The organism is Nonomuraea sp. NPDC049750 (assembly GCF_040659625.1).
GTDB lineage: Bacteria > Actinomycetota > Actinomycetes > Streptosporangiales > Streptosporangiaceae > Nonomuraea.
Map to the genome: position 1 here is coordinate 17,005 of NZ_JBFANB010000024.1, position 15,140 is coordinate 32,144.

The 15,140-nt window shown below is 64.3% G+C and carries 16 protein-coding genes; 4 read left to right on the top strand and 12 right to left on the bottom strand.

The window, feature by feature from the left end; all coding sequences use genetic code 11:
* Window positions 1-415: 415 nt before the first annotated feature.
* Window positions 416-3,058, bottom strand: a complete 2,643-nt coding sequence (locus tag AB0J16_RS42275; protein ID WP_358550721.1) for a trypsin-like peptidase domain-containing protein — start codon at window positions 3,056-3,058, stop codon at window positions 416-418.
* Between the two features lies 1 nt (window position 3,059).
* Window positions 3,060-3,383, bottom strand: a complete 324-nt coding sequence (locus tag AB0J16_RS42280; protein WP_358550723.1) for a CU044_2847 family protein — start codon at window positions 3,381-3,383, stop codon at window positions 3,060-3,062.
* 975 nt (window positions 3,384-4,358) lie between these two features.
* Here AB0J16_RS42280 and AB0J16_RS42285 point away from each other — a divergent pair.
* Window positions 4,359-5,207, top strand: coding sequence for a permease-like cell division protein FtsX (locus AB0J16_RS42285; RefSeq protein WP_358550725.1), 849 nt, complete (start codon window positions 4,359-4,361; stop codon window positions 5,205-5,207).
* A 9-nt stretch (window positions 5,208-5,216) separates the two neighbouring features.
* Here the strand turns inward: AB0J16_RS42285 and AB0J16_RS42290 are convergent, their stop codons facing one another.
* A complete protein-coding gene (locus tag AB0J16_RS42290; protein ID WP_358550727.1) occupies window positions 5,217-6,089 on the bottom strand; it encodes a LysR family transcriptional regulator in 873 nt (290 codons plus the stop codon).
* A 112-nt stretch (window positions 6,090-6,201) separates the two neighbouring features.
* On the opposite strand from AB0J16_RS42290, the gene AB0J16_RS42295 reads away from it, so the two are divergent.
* Entirely contained in the window at window positions 6,202-7,095 is an 894-nt protein-coding gene (locus AB0J16_RS42295; protein WP_358550729.1) for an MBL fold metallo-hydrolase, read from the top strand.
* Here AB0J16_RS42295 and AB0J16_RS42300 read toward each other — a convergent pair.
* From AB0J16_RS42300 to AB0J16_RS42315, 4 genes are all read right to left on the bottom strand, one after another.
* Window positions 7,092-7,982 (bottom strand): TIGR03620 family F420-dependent LLM class oxidoreductase, encoded by an 891-nt coding sequence (locus AB0J16_RS42300; RefSeq protein WP_358550731.1) that lies wholly within the window; start codon window positions 7,980-7,982, stop codon window positions 7,092-7,094. The two genes, AB0J16_RS42295 and AB0J16_RS42300, sit on opposite strands and share 4 nt — an antisense overlap.
* A gap of 122 nt (window positions 7,983-8,104) precedes the next feature.
* Window positions 8,105-8,446 carry a metalloregulator ArsR/SmtB family transcription factor gene (locus tag AB0J16_RS42305; protein WP_358550733.1) on the bottom strand — a complete coding sequence of 114 codons (342 nt, stop codon included), beginning with the start codon at window positions 8,444-8,446 and terminating at the stop codon, window positions 8,105-8,107.
* Window positions 8,447-8,516: 70 nt separating this feature from the next.
* On the bottom strand, window positions 8,517-9,476 hold the full coding sequence (locus AB0J16_RS42310; RefSeq protein ID WP_358550735.1) for a hypothetical protein: 960 nt from the start codon (window positions 9,474-9,476) through the stop codon (window positions 8,517-8,519).
* On the bottom strand, window positions 9,473-10,039 hold the full coding sequence (locus tag AB0J16_RS42315) for an RNA polymerase sigma factor (RefSeq protein ID WP_358550737.1): 567 nt from the start codon (window positions 10,037-10,039) through the stop codon (window positions 9,473-9,475). The genes AB0J16_RS42310 and AB0J16_RS42315 overlap by 4 nt, the downstream gene beginning before the upstream one ends.
* A gap of 173 nt (window positions 10,040-10,212) precedes the next feature.
* On the opposite strand from AB0J16_RS42315, the gene AB0J16_RS42320 reads away from it, so the two are divergent.
* Window positions 10,213-10,446, top strand: a complete 234-nt coding sequence (locus AB0J16_RS42320) for a hypothetical protein (RefSeq protein ID WP_358550944.1) — start codon at window positions 10,213-10,215, stop codon at window positions 10,444-10,446.
* Between the two features lie 35 nt (window positions 10,447-10,481).
* Here the strand turns inward: AB0J16_RS42320 and AB0J16_RS42325 are convergent, their stop codons facing one another.
* The gene (locus AB0J16_RS42325) at window positions 10,482-10,790 is read right to left on the bottom strand and encodes a serpin family protein (protein WP_358550739.1); all 309 of its coding nucleotides are present in this window, start codon (window positions 10,788-10,790) and stop codon (window positions 10,482-10,484) included.
* Window positions 10,791-10,798: 8 nt separating this feature from the next.
* A complete protein-coding gene (locus tag AB0J16_RS42330) occupies window positions 10,799-11,266 on the bottom strand; it encodes a hypothetical protein (RefSeq protein WP_358550741.1) in 468 nt (155 codons plus the stop codon).
* A 231-nt stretch (window positions 11,267-11,497) separates the two neighbouring features.
* Between AB0J16_RS42330 and AB0J16_RS42335 the strand changes: the two genes are divergently transcribed.
* Complete coding sequence (locus AB0J16_RS42335; protein ID WP_358550743.1) at window positions 11,498-11,908, top strand: hypothetical protein; 411 nt, start codon at window positions 11,498-11,500, stop codon at window positions 11,906-11,908.
* A 164-nt stretch (window positions 11,909-12,072) separates the two neighbouring features.
* On the opposite strand, the gene AB0J16_RS42340 is transcribed toward AB0J16_RS42335, so the two are convergent.
* The 3 genes from AB0J16_RS42340 to AB0J16_RS42350 form a co-directional block, all read right to left on the bottom strand.
* The gene (locus AB0J16_RS42340) at window positions 12,073-13,224 is read right to left on the bottom strand and encodes an NAD(P)/FAD-dependent oxidoreductase (RefSeq protein WP_358550745.1); all 1,152 of its coding nucleotides are present in this window, start codon (window positions 13,222-13,224) and stop codon (window positions 12,073-12,075) included.
* 9 nt (window positions 13,225-13,233) lie between these two features.
* Window positions 13,234-13,938, bottom strand: coding sequence for a TetR/AcrR family transcriptional regulator (locus tag AB0J16_RS42345; RefSeq protein WP_358550747.1), 705 nt, complete (start codon window positions 13,936-13,938; stop codon window positions 13,234-13,236).
* A 381-nt stretch (window positions 13,939-14,319) separates the two neighbouring features.
* On the bottom strand, window positions 14,320-15,078 hold the full coding sequence (locus AB0J16_RS42350) for a hypothetical protein (RefSeq protein ID WP_358550749.1): 759 nt from the start codon (window positions 15,076-15,078) through the stop codon (window positions 14,320-14,322).
* Window positions 15,079-15,140: the final 62 nt, after the last annotated feature.

Consider the following 15,140-nt stretch of genomic DNA (forward strand, 5'->3'; position numbering starts at 1 on the left):
GTGAGCCTCAGACGCTCTTGATCGATCGGGCTCAGCGTTCGCGAGTTGGCCAGTACGAGCGTCACGTACGGCGCCTTAGGCGGCGACGCATACACCGAGATTGCTAATGATGCCCGCAGATGACCCTCCGTCACTGCTCTGTGGGGCGGCCGTGGGCAGCGACGCCCACGCGTCGACAATCGTACAAGCAGGCGACTTGTTTCGAGGAAATTGATCCTACGGCAACATAAACCAATGCGCTGGTGGCAACGACCGTGACGATCACGGGCTTCAGCCGGATACTGTAGACGGCTTAGATGATCGGCTCATTAAGAGAACCTATTGCGGCCCCTGTCGTCGATCCTTGCCATCGGATAACCGGATATCCATATCTGCAGCTGAACCTTAGTCTTAAGAGCTTTTCACGTATTCGGTCTCACTGCAGCCGCTGATCATATAGATAGGCCGCCAGCTCGGGAACCGTGTCAGGGTCGAGCAGTTCGATCGCCTCCAAGCGGCACAAAAGTCCGAGACGTGAATCGCTAGCGAGATACATAAGCGCGGTTCGCGAAATGCTCTTATCCCATTCTCCTATCTCGACCGCGACCTCAAGGCGTATCCAGTCGTCCAAATGTGGGTTTCGGGCGATGTGGTTAAGGGCCTCTAGTCCGAGCGAAGCGTCGAATTCTAGAAGATAGCGCGCAGCCCTCAGGCGGTCTTCTGAGCCAGTTGGCGTAAAGGTGTCAACGAGATCTCTCAACAGCCTAATGCCAAGCCCAAAGTCAAGTTCTACCAGCTGCCTGGCTGCTTCGGTTCGGTCGAAACGAGAAATACGCGGATTCTCGGCGATACTTATGAGAGGGGCCAGTCCCTTCTCTGGTGAGAGATAGACGAGCTCATGAGCCGCTGCAATACGCAACCCGACAGTGATGCCACCAGCTTCAGAGGAGGCCGTAATCCGGCTTAGACGGTTCACTGCGGCCCTCCGAACTGCCTTGCCCAACTCCACACCGTCGCGCAGCAACGTCGCGACGAACATTACGTCGTCCGGGTTACCGTTCTGGAGTGCATGTATCGCTCCTGCCTCAAAGGAAACACCGGATTTTACACATGCATGCGCCAAGAACTGGCGGTACGACTGCTCGCCTCCCTGGAAGAACACCAGATAATTAGCTACCTCCGGGGTGAGCTTGTATGCAGTGTACCGTGCGGCAAGATACTCCTCCACGGTCATATGGACAAAAACAAAATCCCCCCTTTGCTGAGTCATAACACCGCTCTGCCGTAGTAGATCCTCAATAATCTGGACCCATTCGTGTTCCGGCATGCACGACGACCATAATGACCTAGTCCATGTCTTTGCCAAATCAATGAAAGACCGCTGATCGCCGCGATGACGCGCGGCGGCAAGGCGCTCGAGCAGAGGCCTAGCTTTGCTCACTAGAGCTTTGACGGCCTGGCGAGCTGCAGACCCATACGGCTCGGCTCGTCCATCCAGCTGCTTATATATATCAACATGCCAGTACTGCTTGGACATCAGCAATTCGATGAAGCGCTCGAAGAGATCGCCCCGGCTAGGGGGTATGCGCTCCGTGGGATGTTCGGCGAATACGACACAAAGCATCGTGGCGAGGAGAGGAACACGAGCCAGATGCGCGATCCCACTGCGCTCAAGCTCCGATCGAAACCGCTCAGCCAGGACGCGTGGTTGATCGAGACGCAAGCCCTTGAACCACAACTCCGCCAGCATCAGCAGCTGGTCGGGGGAGAACGGCAGGATCTCATACGCGCCCGTTTCTGCCCTCAGTAGCTGAACGATCTCCTGATGCGGTAGTGGTCGACTTGCGATGAGAAATCGATAATTCTCAGCGCCGCGCCGATGAGTGATGGAGTTGAGCGCCTTCCGCCTGCCATCGGCCGTGAAGATCTCGTCGATGCCGTCCACGAGGAGAAGCCATGGCACTCCAGGTATGGGTTGTCTGCTAAACCAGTCCTCAGGCAGGCTTGTGTCAAGCCACGTTCCTAGCTCTCGGTTAACAGCGGCAGCCAGAGCGGTGCTGAAGCTGCTACGGCTGCTCAGCGCCATGGCGGGTACGTATGCCGGGACGAACGCGCCGTCCTTGGCGAACAACCAGTCCCGGCTCGCGATCTCGGCAACGTATCTGAGCAAGCTGGACTTGCCCGCTCCAGGTCGACCGATGATGAGCGTGTTCCGGTTCCTGGTGAACAGCTGCTGCTTGCCGCTAATCCCAGGGTCAGCCGATTCCGGTCCCGGCATGTTTATAACAGAATTCTCCTCCGTCGCTCGTTGTAAGCTCACGCCGTGCTGGCGAAGATAAACCGTGGAAAGCGGTGGCGTGTTGGGAAGGGAGGCGGCATAAGGGTGGGACCGCACAAAACCACGTAGTGCCTCTAGATAAGCCAGCAGTTGACGGCTTGGATAACGCCAGGCGCCTGCATGCAACTGTTCGTCTTCGAGAAGGTCGAGCCACTCGATATTGGTGTGGGGAGGAAAGTGGTGGCGCGTCAGATCTGGATAGACCTCGAAGATCTGGTCAGCCGGAACTAGGCGAGTGATGGAATCGTTTTGATCGCCCAGTCGAACGACTCCACACACGCCGCCAGTACGTCGGTTGAGTACTGGGGCGCCACTGAACCCTGGAGTGAGACGTGCACCGCTGGCGCGGATCAGCTCCCCGTCATGCCGCTGTGATGGGCCGTCGTACTTTAGCGCGACTGAGTCACCCAATGAATACGACCCCTTGGGAAACCCCCAGGACCACAGGTCATCGCCGGGTGAGACGGACGGTGCTAGGGCCACGAAGGGGTGATCAACCGGCCTTTTCGGATACAGCGTCACAAGGTCCGGAGTGCTGTCGTCGCGAGTTCTGTTATCGACCCGTAATTCTATTTTTACGTCCTGCCACTGACCTTGTACCACCTCCTCCCCATTCACCACGTGAGCGCACGTCAGCACCACACCGGGTGCCACGAAGAAGCCAGTACCCATTCCCCCCTGAGAAGAAAGCGAGACTGTGGCTGACTTGAGGGCGAGAGGCAGGGGGTCGATAAGCGCCATGTCAGCTGTCCGGGCGCGTCCACTCCAGCGTCACTTTGACAGTCGACTTTCCGGTCCCTTTGCCAATAACGGCTAGCAAGGAACCGCTCTCCAGGGCGAACTCGCACCCAAATTCCAGAGTCATCTTATTTGTTTCGAACTTTCGTAGAGTCTCTACTACATCGCTGGCGAATCCAGTGAGCGCGGACAGGGTGTCCTTGAGTTTGTAGGCGCGCGAGGACAGTTCGATCTCGCCGTCCACGGAAGCAGAGATGGGCGTGGCGGAGATGTGGACCAAATCGCCCGCATCTGTGCGTACGGGAACGATCACGGTGTCCGATTCCAAGGACATGCTACTCCAAAGGGGGATGAGTCAGATGCTGTCCAATTATCGCATTGTGCACCGCCAATTGCTCACCTCTTCGCGCGCTACAACAAGTATGCCCATATCGGACAAACGGGTGCGAGGCGCCCAGCGGATTCCGGATGGTCAGCTACATAAGCTGACAAAAGCCTGAAATAGGTTGGTACGTGATGAGATGTCGCAGGGAGTTCTCGCCGGAGTTCAAGGAAGAAGCCCATCCGCATGATGTTGGCGGGCTGGCGGTCGCGTCGGTGGCACGCGAAGTGTCTTTGAGCAGACATCGCCGCGTGACCTGGACGCTCCTGGACGATCAAGTTCTCAATCGTGATGCAGAAACTTGAAATGTGGACCCTGCGTTCGATGAACCGAGAGGTCGGGTGGGCCTGGCCGCCCAGTCGGTAAGGCGCAGTGTTTCGGCGCTGTTCTGTGGGACCGCCGAAGACAGCGAGAAGCGATGCGAGTCGGTCATAGGCGTAGCACCTGCTCAGCGGCATGATTCGGTTGTTTCCGTAGGTGGATGTAGCCGCTGTCGGAGATCACCCAGATCTACGAGAGACCAACCAGATCCAGCGCATGGTGATGGCCAGGCACTCTCTCTAGTAGCTCTGACATGCGGAAATCCCGCCTGCCGATCGGGGCGGAGTTGGCTGGCAACCTCCGGTTTCTCGACGACGGGTGAAAACTGACCCCGCCCTAGAACCCGAGCGACGCCAGGGGGTTAGGATTCGACCGTCGTTGACACGGTTCGGCTCGGACCAGCTCGCCAGGTCATTCCACGCCCGAGAAAGAACTGCGGCGGATCGGTGCAATCATGCAATGTCGGGGACCGCTGGCAGCGTACGTCCATCCGCAGATCGTGGTCGAGGCGATGATGCTGGCCTGCGTTTCTGAACCCCTGATCGTCAAACGAGGAGTGCAGTGAAGCGCTGGTTATGGCGCCTGACGGTCTCGGCCGTCGTGGCGCTCTCAGGAATGACCGGGCCGGTCGTGGCCGCCGAGGCGGTGCCGGCCTCGGAGATCAACGTCAGCAAAGACTGGGAGATCGCTGTCTTCCTGTGTACGCCATCCGCGGAGGGGTGCCACAAGCGATACGCCACGGCGAAGCAGAGGCGGGACGTCGAGACGTTCCTGAAGAACACACCTCAGGTGACCGACGTGCGCTTCGTGAGCCGGGCCGCGGCGTACGCGAGCTTCCGCCAGGAGTTCGCCGGCCAGAAGAAGGTGCTGGCGAGTGTGCGTGCCAAAGACATGCCGGAGTCGTTCCGCGTGCGGGTCTCGGGAGGGGTCGACCGAACCGACCGAACCTGGATCGTGCTCTCGGCGAACCGGCGGCCAGGGGTAGGGCTTGCCCTCGACCAGGGAAAGAGTCGCGTCGAGGCTCCGTTGACGCCGGAAATATCCGTATATCTATGCATGAAGGGCTCGGATGGGCCTGCCTGTCGGCATGGACGGGGCAAGGCGAACAAGTTGGGGGCCACGGTCAAAGAGAAGAAGGCGATCGTCACCGTCATCGAGCGGATCCCCGGGCTCGAATCGTACGTGTACGAAGACCAGAGGACGGCGTACCGGAACTTCGTCAGGACTTACGCGGACAACAAAGCGCTCGTCGCGGCCGTCGAGGTGTCGGACATGCCCGAGTCGTATCGGCTGTCGATGCGGTCCAAGGCCGACATCGGCACCCCACGCCGTCGGCTGGCGCGGATGCCAGGAGTGAATCGGGCGGTCGACCAGGGGTGCATGTTCTGGGAGGCGCGACTGTGGTCGGAATATGGGCTCCAGAAACTCGGGTCCCAGGAATGCGGGTAAGAGCTCCCGTCAAGAACTCCAGCTAGCTGGGCGGTAGACAGCGGCGGCGATTTGCCGGAATGAGCGGATGAGCGGGCTGGTGTCGGTGCTGTTCCAAGCGACCACCAAACGGCTGGGCGGCATGTCGAGCAGCGGAACCGCGACGAGACCCTCCGGAAGGGCGTGGGCGAGCGTGGTCAGCCCAACCGTGCCGTTCCACAGAACCGCCTGAAGACACTCGTGGACGGTTCGCACCACCGGACCGTCCTGGCCCAGGCCCATGGGATGGCTCCAGAACGCCCGCCAGACGGGGTCGATGCCTTCCGGTAGCTGGAACCAGCGGCGGTCGGCGAGGTCGTCCAGGCGCAGGCGGTCACGGCCGGCCAGCGGGTCGTCGGCGCGTAGGACCACTCCGACCGGGTCGGCGCGCAGGACATGGGTAGTGATTCCGGTTTCGTCGAACGGTGCCCGGGTCAGGGCGACATCGACGAGGCCGGAACGCAGTCCGGTGGTCGGATCGGTGAAGTCGGCTTCGCGGATGCGGACGTTCAAGCCTGGATGGCGCTGGCGAAAGGCGGCGGCGAGTTGGGTGCCGGCCTGTTCGGCGCTGTCGGCGAGGGTGCAGATCGTCATGGTGGCCGTGCCCGCCGCGGCGGCGACCCTGGTGCGGGCCTGATCGGCCTGCTCCAGCAGGGTGCGCGCCTCGTCGTAGAGTGCTGTTCCGGCGGGCGTGAGCGAGACTCCGGTGGGTGATCGGTGCAGCAGTACGGCGCCGAGGTCGGTCTCCAGTTGCTTGATGGCCCGGCTCAGTGGCGGCTGTGTCATGTGCAGGCGTACGGCGGCGCGGCCGAAGTGGAGCTCTTCGGCGACGGCCACGAAGTAGCGCAGCGTGCGTAGGTCCATCAGCGGCGACGATACCCGTACGGCATCGGGCGTGCGGAATCGGTGTTGGACGCCTCCAAGCGTCTCGCGATGGAGTGGGGAGACCGAAATCTGCCGCTTCCGAGGAGTCCGTATGGCCGAGTTTGTGTTGCCCGACCCCGTTGTCCAGCTCACGGACGTACAGGAGCTCGCCCGTGATCTGGTGGTGATTCCGAATCGGCGGGTGCCGCTGGTGCCGAACATCGGCCTCATCGGCGGCACGCGTTCGGTCCTTGTCGTCGATACCGGTATGGGTACGGCGAACGCCGAAACCGTGCTGAAGTTCGCGGCCGACTTCGCCAACGGGCGCAGGCTTTACCTGACCACGACGCATTTTCATCCCGAGCACGCGTTCGGCGCTCAGGTGTTCGCGGGGGAGGCGACGTTCCTGATCAACCAGGCGCAGGCCGAGGACCTGAAGGTGAAGGGGCCTGGCTATATCGAGATGTTCAAGGGGCTTGGGGAGTCGGTCGCGCGTCGGCTTGAGGGGGTCCGATTGGCGACTCCCGATGTCGTCTACGACCATGAGCATGACCTGGATCTTGGCGGTCGGGTGGTCGAGTTGCGGGCCACCGGCCGGGCTCACAGTAAAGGCGATCAGGTGATCACGGTCCCGGACGCGGGGGTGATGTTCACCGGCGATCTGGTGGAGGCTGGGCAGTTCGCCATTTTTCCCTGGTTCCCGCCGCATGACACCGATGTGTCGGGCACCCGCTGGCTGGCGGTGATGGATCGGCTGGCCGCCGAAAGCCCGCGGGTGGTGGTGCCCGGCCATGGCGACGTGGGCGGTCCTCAGCTCCTGGCCGACGTACGGGACTATCTGCAGCTGCTGCGTGACGAGACCTGGGTACGCCGCGACTCGGCCATGAGCGAGGAGACGATCGCCGAAGAGGTGGCGGCCCTGATGATCGCGCGGCATCCGGAGTGGGACGGCCAGGAGTGGATCGAGAAGGGGGTCGGCTGCCTGTGCTCGGAGCACACCGCTTAGGCGGCGCGCTTGGGCAGCAGCGCGTCGGCTAGTCGCCGCCACTGCGGCATGGCAGATTGACCGGGTTCGATGCCGAGAACCTGGATGCCGATGTGGTCGGCGCCGGCGTCCAGGTGGTGGTGCAGCTTGCCGACGATCGTGTCGAGATCGCCCCAGTACACGAGGTCGTCGACGAGCCGGTCGCTGCCACGGCCGCCGTCGATGTCGGCTTCGGTGTAGCCCAGGCGGAGGAACTTGGCGATGTTGTACTTCGTCGTGAAGTACACGTGCAGATGCTCGCGCGCGATCGCCCGCGCCTTGTCCGGGTCGCTTTCCAGGAGCACCGCCTGCTCGACGCCGAGGAACGGGCTGCCGCCCAGCACCTCCCGCGCCTGCGCCGTGTGCCGCACCGTCACGTGGTAGGTGTGAGCGCCTTCGGACCGATCACGGGCCATTTCCAGCATCTTCGGGCCGTACGCCGCCAGCAGGCGTCGCATTGGCGCCCGCGGCGCGGGATTGGCGCTCGTTGTCGCGTCCATTTCGTCCAGATATTCGGTCATCGCCTGCAGCGGCTTGGTCCCGGGCCGCTCGCCCCCGAAGCCGAGGCCGAGCAGGTGGCGATCCGGGTAGGCGTCGGCCAGGAGCAACGCCGCGCCCCGGGTCCATCGCGGCTCGCGGGACCAGATCCGCGCGATGCCGTTGACGACGTTGATGCGTTCGGTGCACGACAGCAGGAATCCGGCGTGCGTCATCGCCTCACGTCCGTCCCGCTCCGGGATCCAGAACGCCGGCCAGCCGAGCTCTTCGAGCTCCTGGATGGACTCTCGCATCATGCTCGCGGGCTGGTCCTCGAAGTCGAACGTCCAGACCCCGAAGCGCCCCAGATCCATCCCATCGATCGCGCCCATGTCTCCTCCTGCTTATCCGACGGTACGTGACCGCCTCAACCATGACCAGGAACGCAGCGAAGTATCGCATATTGTCGATATGAGGCAAAACGTAGCAGCGCAGGGAGCGTTTGGTGAGGTCGTCAGAGCGAGCGTCCGAGCACGTCGACGAGTCGGGCGATGCGCTCCTCGTCGCGCCGGTAGTGCGTCCACTTCCCGACGCGAGTGGCGCGGACCAGCCCGGCACGCTGCAACGATGCCATGTAGGCGGAGACGGTCGACTGCGCGAGCCCGGTCTTGGCCTGGATGTGGCTCACGCACACGCCGACCTCGTGCGGATCCGCGATCGCCTGCTCCATCGGGAAATGGTGCTCGGGATCGCGCAACCACTGGAGCACCTGGAGCCGTACAGGGTTGGCGAGCGCCTTGAACACGTCAACCAGCTGCGCGGAGGCGTCTTGTGAGGGTTCGGCGTGTGTCGTCATAGGTCGTCGAGCCGATTATAGGGTCAAACCACGAGAAAGTGCCGGGCGCGGTCCTCGCCCGGCCACTACGTCAATCGGTGGGGATGACGGCGTCTCGGGGGCCTCCGTACACGGGATTCTTGTCGTAGCGTTTGTCCGTGACGAGCAGGCGAATCACGCCCTTGGCGTTCTCCTCCGCCTCCCAGACGATCCAGTCGTCGCCGACAGGTTTGGTCTGCGTACGCTCCTCGCCGTAACCCCCGGGGTTCCCGGGCGGGATGGAAATGATCAGGAAGATGACCTTCTTGCCGCGCCGCTTCAGCTCCGGCAGTACCTCGCCGACGGTCTTCTCATCCACGCGGAATCCCTCGAGCGACCGCCCCTTGTCAGTCGCGATAACGAATTCCGGCTTGTGCCTCTTCGGCATGGGGGCGGGCACGGGTTCGCAGGGCGCCACCGGGCCCTCCATGAGATAGGTGGAGGTGTGGCTGCTTTCCCCGTTCGCTTTGGCGCTGATTGTCCAGACGAAGGTCTGGCCAGGTCTGAACAGCTTGGTGTCGATCCGCATCTGCCAGCCTTGCGTTTCGCCGGGAATGTTCTCCGAGAGGCTGTACAGACCTTGGGGAATGTCCAGGACGTGCTTGCCGCGCGGTTCGCGGCACATCTGCCCGTACGGAACCTGGTCGACGATGGCGGGAACACCGAGAGCCTGCAGCCGCTTCCGCAGGCCCGCGGCATCATGGAAGTCACGGATCTGGATGGTCACCATCCCGTCGGCGGTCTTGGTCACGGCGTAGGACGTCGGCACGCCGGAACCGTCCGCCAGCATGACCGGGCCCACCACCACACCTGCGGCAAGCGCGACCACGGCCACCAGCCCTAGGGCCAGCTTGCGGGGCTTTCTCGCCTTGCCCGGCAGCGCGCCGGGCTCTTCCGACGTGATGGCGGCCAGCAGCGCCCGCGCCCCCGCGCCGGACGGGCTGCCCCCCTGCCCACCGGGCTCGATCCTGGCCAGTGGCTTCATCGCGTCGATCTCGTCGATGTTCTTCACAGCGGCCTCTCCGCCGGAACGAACCGGCTCTCTGACGTGAAGTGGACACCCGCCTCGGCGAGCGCCCGCGAAAAGCGCTTGCGGGCGCGATGGAGCCTGATGCGTACGGCATTGCGCGACAACCCGAGTGCCGTCGCGATCTCCTCGCGATCCAGGCCCTCCCAGGCGACCAGCGACAGCATCTCCCGGTCATCGTCGGACATGCTCTGAAGGACCTGACCGATCGCGGCGAGCTCGACCCCGCTGTCCGGGGACTCACCGTAGAGATCGGCCATCTCGGCATCGAGCTCGACGCTGCGCGCCCGCCGGCGGTTGTCACCTCGGTAGTGGTTGGCCAGCACCTTGCGCGCCACCCCGTACAGCCAGAGCGTGGCCTCCTCCCCTTCCGGTAACTCGTCCACCCGGCGCCAGGCGACCGTGAAGGTCTCCGCCACCACGTCGGCCGCGTCCTGCGGCGACTCACAGCGGCGAACGGCGTATGCCGTGATCTGGCCATAGGCGCGGTTATAGATGGCCTCGAACCTGGCCAGCCGCTCGTCATCCACGGGCGGTTCCCATCGCAAGTCTCCTTATCAACTCACTTGACGGACAACCATGCCTATGTACGCGACTGGCCCATCATTTCCAGACATAAGGAAAAAGGCCATGACGTGATCTCGGAGGCGGTGATCACACCGCAGATGCTGGATCACTACCTCGCCCTGTTTGAGAGGATTCCGGTGCTGTTCGTGGGGGGATTCGATGCCCCCTGGAGGAGGTGGAACGGCGTGAGGGGGGACGAACCGACAGGAACTCGGTGCCGCCACTCGATGAGCCGGTCCATGCGCACGGCTGCTATGACGTGGAGGTGGATACCTCCGTCCAGGGGTCGGCGGAAGTGGCCAAGCTGATCGTTGCCGCGCTGGCGGACCCTCCGGTGGTCTCGGCCTTCGATCGGTTGCGTACGTCCAAGACAGGCGACCGGCGTTGACGGTTACGCGACGTTCCGGGGTCGTTTCAGCGTTCTTAGCTCCCTCCGAGGTGCTCGGTTTCGGGTTCCGCGACCCAGCCGGCGGTCAGGATGAGCCGGCTTCGACGGTCGACGGTGAGGAAACCGAAGGGGCGCGCGAAGTCGACGTCAACTCTCTTGGCTCGGTAAGGAGGCCGGGGTGCTATGCCTGCTGCGACAGCGCCGATCCCGGTCGCCGCGGCGGCTTCGAAGCCGTGTGCTTGGAAGGTGGCGTTCTGGCGGGCCTGGGCGATGGCAAGTGGTTCAGCGCTGATCCCCGGGAAGTGCCCCCGGGCGGGGCCGGTCACTGTGGCCAGGCCGAACACGTCCTCGGCTACTGATCAGAAGGTTGCTCGTCGGTTCGGCTCCAGATCTGCGTGCATCGGGGGAGGTCTTCGATGCCGCCGCCTTCCGGGATCATGCCCCAGAGGAAGGGGATCAGGTATTGCGGCGGTTCGCCCAGGAGGTCGGGCAGTTCGTCCTCCGTAACGGTGAGGGTGAATGGCGAGCCCTGTTGGCCGGAGTTCCAGCCCCGTTCGAGGGCTCGCTGGACACACCCGGCGACGAGGACGGGGCGGATGGTGATTGTTCGCTCTCCTTGCCAGTTGTCCGGCCGGGCGCAGGGGAGGGACACCACAAGAACGTTCCCCGGCTGCTCGGCTCGCTCAACTGTGAAGGTGAGAGGAGACCAGTCGTCGCCCTGGCGGTGGGTGGGCTTGTGTCGGACTCGCCAGCGGAAGGCGGTGTCGCCGACGGTGATGAGCCGTGATCCCTTCTTGGGCATCGCCACAGCGGCCTCCACGCTCCGTCCTGGTCCGTTGCCGCTCCGTCGGAGTACCGGAATCGGCTTGCTGCGAGCGTACGAGAAGTGATGCGAGACGTCGGAAGCATAACCGCCGCTCGTTCACGCTTATGTCGATCGTGAACGCGAACAGCTCTGTTTATACTACGTTGAATGTAGTACGGTCTTGCCGGTGAGGCCCATGGGGCTTACGAGAGAACAGTGGCGTACCCGGAAGGACGAAGGATACTGATGCCTACGAAACTTGCTGCCCTGGCAAGCACGGCCATGGTCGCTGGCTCGCTGATGGCGGGGGCCACGTCGGCCGATGCGGCCGGTCCTTGCGGCAGTGGGTACAGCAGGGTCGGCGTCTACGCCATCCCGGAGACCGGTACGAGGGTGGGCACTCTGGAGGTCCACTACAACTCCAGCTCGAACAAGAACTGCGCCCTCACCTACGGCTACGGCTCCACGGCGGGGACCACCACCTGGAAGTCGGTGAAGATCATGGTTGCTGGTGCTGGCTGGTGGGCCGACGTCGACGCGGGGAATTATCCGCAGTACGCCGGGCCCGTGTACGTCTCGGCTCCCGGCAAATGCATCACTGTCGAGGCGGGCGTCAAGAATGAATCTCGCCTCTTGTCTGGTGTGCACTGCGGCTGATGATGCCCTGGGCGGGACCGCTGACGATCGCAAGCGGTCTCGCCCGCATGTCCGCCCCGGTGGATCGTGCCCGGTTGACCGGCGGATAGGACGGCTGACCGTGGGCAGCCGGCCCATGTCTACGGCCAGCGCGCCGCCGCGTAGGGGTCCCAGGAGAGAGCGGCTCAGTGCTCCTCCACGGGTACGCCGGCGCTGCCGAAGAAGTCGACTATGGCGCGGGGCGAGTCCGGGGCGAAGCACATGTCCAGACCTTGGGCGGACCCTTCGGCCGAGGCGGTCGCGCGGGGGAACATGGCCGTCTCGTACTGGGTCAGCGCGGCCTCCACGTCGTCCCCATGGGCGACGATGGCCAGCGCCAGTTCGGCGCCGTCGAGCAGGGCGAGGTTGGCGCCCTCGCCGGCGTACGGCGACATCACATGCGCGGCGTCGCCCACCAGCGTCACGCCGGGGGTTCGGGGCCAGGAGTGGCCAGTCGGCAGGGCGTAGATCAGTCGCGGGACGATCGTGTCGTCACAGTTGCGGATGAGGTCGGTCAGTTCGGTGCTCCAGCCGGCGAACTCCTTGAGCAGGGCTTCGCGGGCCGCGGGCGCGTCGGACCAGTCGACGCCGGAGGTGGTCGTCCAGTCCTGCGGCACCCGTAGTGAGGCGCCCAGGTGGATGTCGGTGCCGCCGTGGCCCATCAGGGCCTTGTCGTCGGACAGGGCGAACATGCTGCCGGGACCGACGACAGCGGCCGATTCGGGGTGGCGTGTCGTGACATCGGTGATTTGCAGCTCCAGATAGGAGATTCCGCAGTATTGCGGGGTGGCTGGCGAGACCAGGGGGCGCACCTTGGACCAGGTGCCGTCCGCGCCGATCAGCAGGTCGACGGTGGTGCTGCCGCCGTTGGCGAAGGTCAGCTCGGGGCGGCCGTCGGCGAGCCGCCGGGCCGTGGTGACCCGGTGGTCCCAGGCGATACGGCCGGGGTCGAGGGACTCGATGAGCAGGTTGCGCAGTGCGGCCCGGTCGATTTCGGGGCGCCCGCCATAGCCGCCCTCGGGCTCGTGGTGGATGAAGACTGTGCCCGTCTTGTCGAGGATGCGCAGGGTCTCGCCCTGTGGTTGGGTGAGCCGGCGGAACTGCTCGTAGAGGCCGGCTTCGCGCAGCGCGTACTGGCCGGACTCCTCGTGCATGTCGAGGAAGCCACCCTGGCCGCGGGCATCGGCGGCGGACTCACCCTCGTACACGGTGGACTCGATGCCGTGCATCTGCAGGACGCGTGCCAGGACCAGACCACTGAGGCCGGCGCCGACGATCGCGATGGAAGGTGCGGACATGCTGGGCTCCTATACGGGAGGGGTACGGGGGATGGCGGCGAGGATGCCGTCGACCAGGACGTGGAACGCCCAGTCGGAGCGGCTGGCCCCGTCGCCCGAGATGAGCTCGTCGCCGAGTCCGGCGATGTTCGGGTAACGAGCTGGATCTGCGGCGGCGATCTGCGCGCCCAGTGCGGAGAGGTTGGCGGCCTCCTGGGCCGCCGATCTCGGGCTGTGCTCGACGGCGGCCGCGGTCGGATACAGCAGCAAGAGATCGAGGCCCCACGCCGCCGCCCGGCCGGTCACGCCGCCTTCGCCGAGCACGGAGAGGACCGCCTCGACCAGGGCCATGTAGTTGGGGCCGCTGGGCTGGGTGGAGAGCGCCATCCTGGCGATATTCGGATATTGGAACAGCACGTCGCGGTAGCTGTTCAGCAGGGCCTTGAGGCGGTCGCGCCAGGTCCCGGCATCGGGCGTGGGCACCGTGATCGAGCCGAGCAGGGCGTCGAGGATCTGGGCGTGCAGGTCCTCGGTGTTGCGGACGTAGACGTAGAGCGAGGCGGGCCCGGTGTCGAGGGTGGTGGCGATACGGCGCATCGTCACCTTGTGCAGGCCCTCGTCACGCATGATCGTCAGCGCGGCGTCGATGATCCCCTGCCTGGTCAACGCGGGTTTGGCCGGGCGTTCCCGTCGGCTGGGGGGAGGCTGCCGCTGGGCGCTGTCGTTCGTGCTCATGAAGAGCACGATATCACGAACATGTTCGTAACGAACATGTTCGTGCGTGGCGTTGGTGTGTCATCCGGACGGTGTGGCCGGCTCACAGAAGTACACTTCCGGGAAACGTACTTCTGGTGCGGCAAAGGCGACACTCGCTCGCCGTGGACTCCCCGGCCTCGAACGCCTCGACGCCATCCGCCAGTTGCTGACGCGGGAAGGCCGGGGCACGACCGAGACGGTCATCGCCCTGTTCTCCGCCACCGGATTCACTCCCGACCTCGTCGAGGCAGCGGGCTCTCGCCCCGACACGGTGCTCGTGGATCTGAAGCGGCTGTATCAGGCGGACGCGGTCACCGTCGGTGGCGAGCACATCGATCTGTGCCGCCGGTCGGAGGGGGTCTACTTGGCGAGGATTCGTACGTCGCCCGTGCCGCTCCTCGCGACGATGGTCCGGTCGCTCTCCGTGCTCTTGATCTCCGATCGCTCGCGTCCGTCCTGGCTCTTCGTCGTGACCCGGTAGGCCCCGTCGGGTACGGTCGCCGTCACCCGGCCGTCCTTGGACAGGAGGTCCAGGTTGGAGGGGGGTCTGGCAAAGGACAGGTCTATGGCGCCGGTGTTCGAGCGGACGCGGACGTCGGGGGATTTGAGGCGTTCGCCGGTGATGGTGGCGTCGTCGCTCAGGAGGCGGAGCTTGCCGGAGGTGTCGTACGCCTTGATCGAGCCGCCGTTCGAGACGTCCACGTCCTGGGTGAGGTTCTGGAGGATGATGCCGTCGTCGTCCCCCTCGACGACGAGGCGCGTCCCCGGTGGCACCTTGACGTGGTAGCGGGCGCCGCAGTCGCCGAAGACCACCGTGCAGTTGGCGCTCAGGCGGAGGGTGCCGTCCCTCAGGGACCACGACGCGTTGCCCTCGTTGGTCGCCTTGCCGCGGAGCCAGCGTTCTACCTGCACGGTCGCGCCGGTGCCGGGCATGATGCGGAGGCCGCCGAGTGAGGACTTGATGGTGAGCTGGGGGCCGCTGTAGGGGAAGGATTGGGCGGCGTGTACCTCTTTGGCGTCCAGTTCTATTGAACATCCAGTCAGTGCGATGAGTCCGGTCAGCCCCGCCAGCGCTAAGGCGGTCAGGGGTGCCTTGGGTGTTGCCGTGATTCGCCTCATGTGGCGATCGTGGCTTGGCAGCCGGGCGTCGCCATCGGCCATTCGACTGATTGGGCATCCGC

Excerpts from the sequence above, each read along its gene's own strand:
- AB0J16_RS42275 (WP_358550721.1), bottom strand. The coding sequence starts at position 3,058 with ATGGCGCTTATCGACCCCCTGCCTCTCGCCCTCAAGTCAGCCACAGTC.
- AB0J16_RS42290 (WP_358550727.1), bottom strand. The coding sequence starts at position 6,089 with ATGGACCTACGCACGCTGCGCTACTTCGTGGCCGTCGCCGAAGAGCTC.
- AB0J16_RS42295 (WP_358550729.1), top strand. The coding sequence starts at position 6,202 with ATGGCCGAGTTTGTGTTGCCCGACCCCGTTGTCCAGCTCACGGACGTA.
- AB0J16_RS42300 (WP_358550731.1), bottom strand. The coding sequence starts at position 7,982 with ATGGGCGCGATCGATGGGATGGATCTGGGGCGCTTCGGGGTCTGGACG.
- AB0J16_RS42305 (WP_358550733.1), bottom strand. The coding sequence starts at position 8,446 with ATGACGACACACGCCGAACCCTCACAAGACGCCTCCGCGCAGCTGGTT.
- AB0J16_RS42335 (WP_358550743.1), top strand. The coding sequence starts at position 11,498 with ATGCCTACGAAACTTGCTGCCCTGGCAAGCACGGCCATGGTCGCTGGC.
- AB0J16_RS42340 (WP_358550745.1), bottom strand. The coding sequence starts at position 13,224 with ATGTCCGCACCTTCCATCGCGATCGTCGGCGCCGGCCTCAGTGGTCTG.
- AB0J16_RS42345 (WP_358550747.1), bottom strand. The coding sequence starts at position 13,938 with ATGAGCACGAACGACAGCGCCCAGCGGCAGCCTCCCCCCAGCCGACGG.
- AB0J16_RS42350 (WP_358550749.1), bottom strand. The coding sequence starts at position 15,078 with ATGAGGCGAATCACGGCAACACCCAAGGCACCCCTGACCGCCTTAGCG.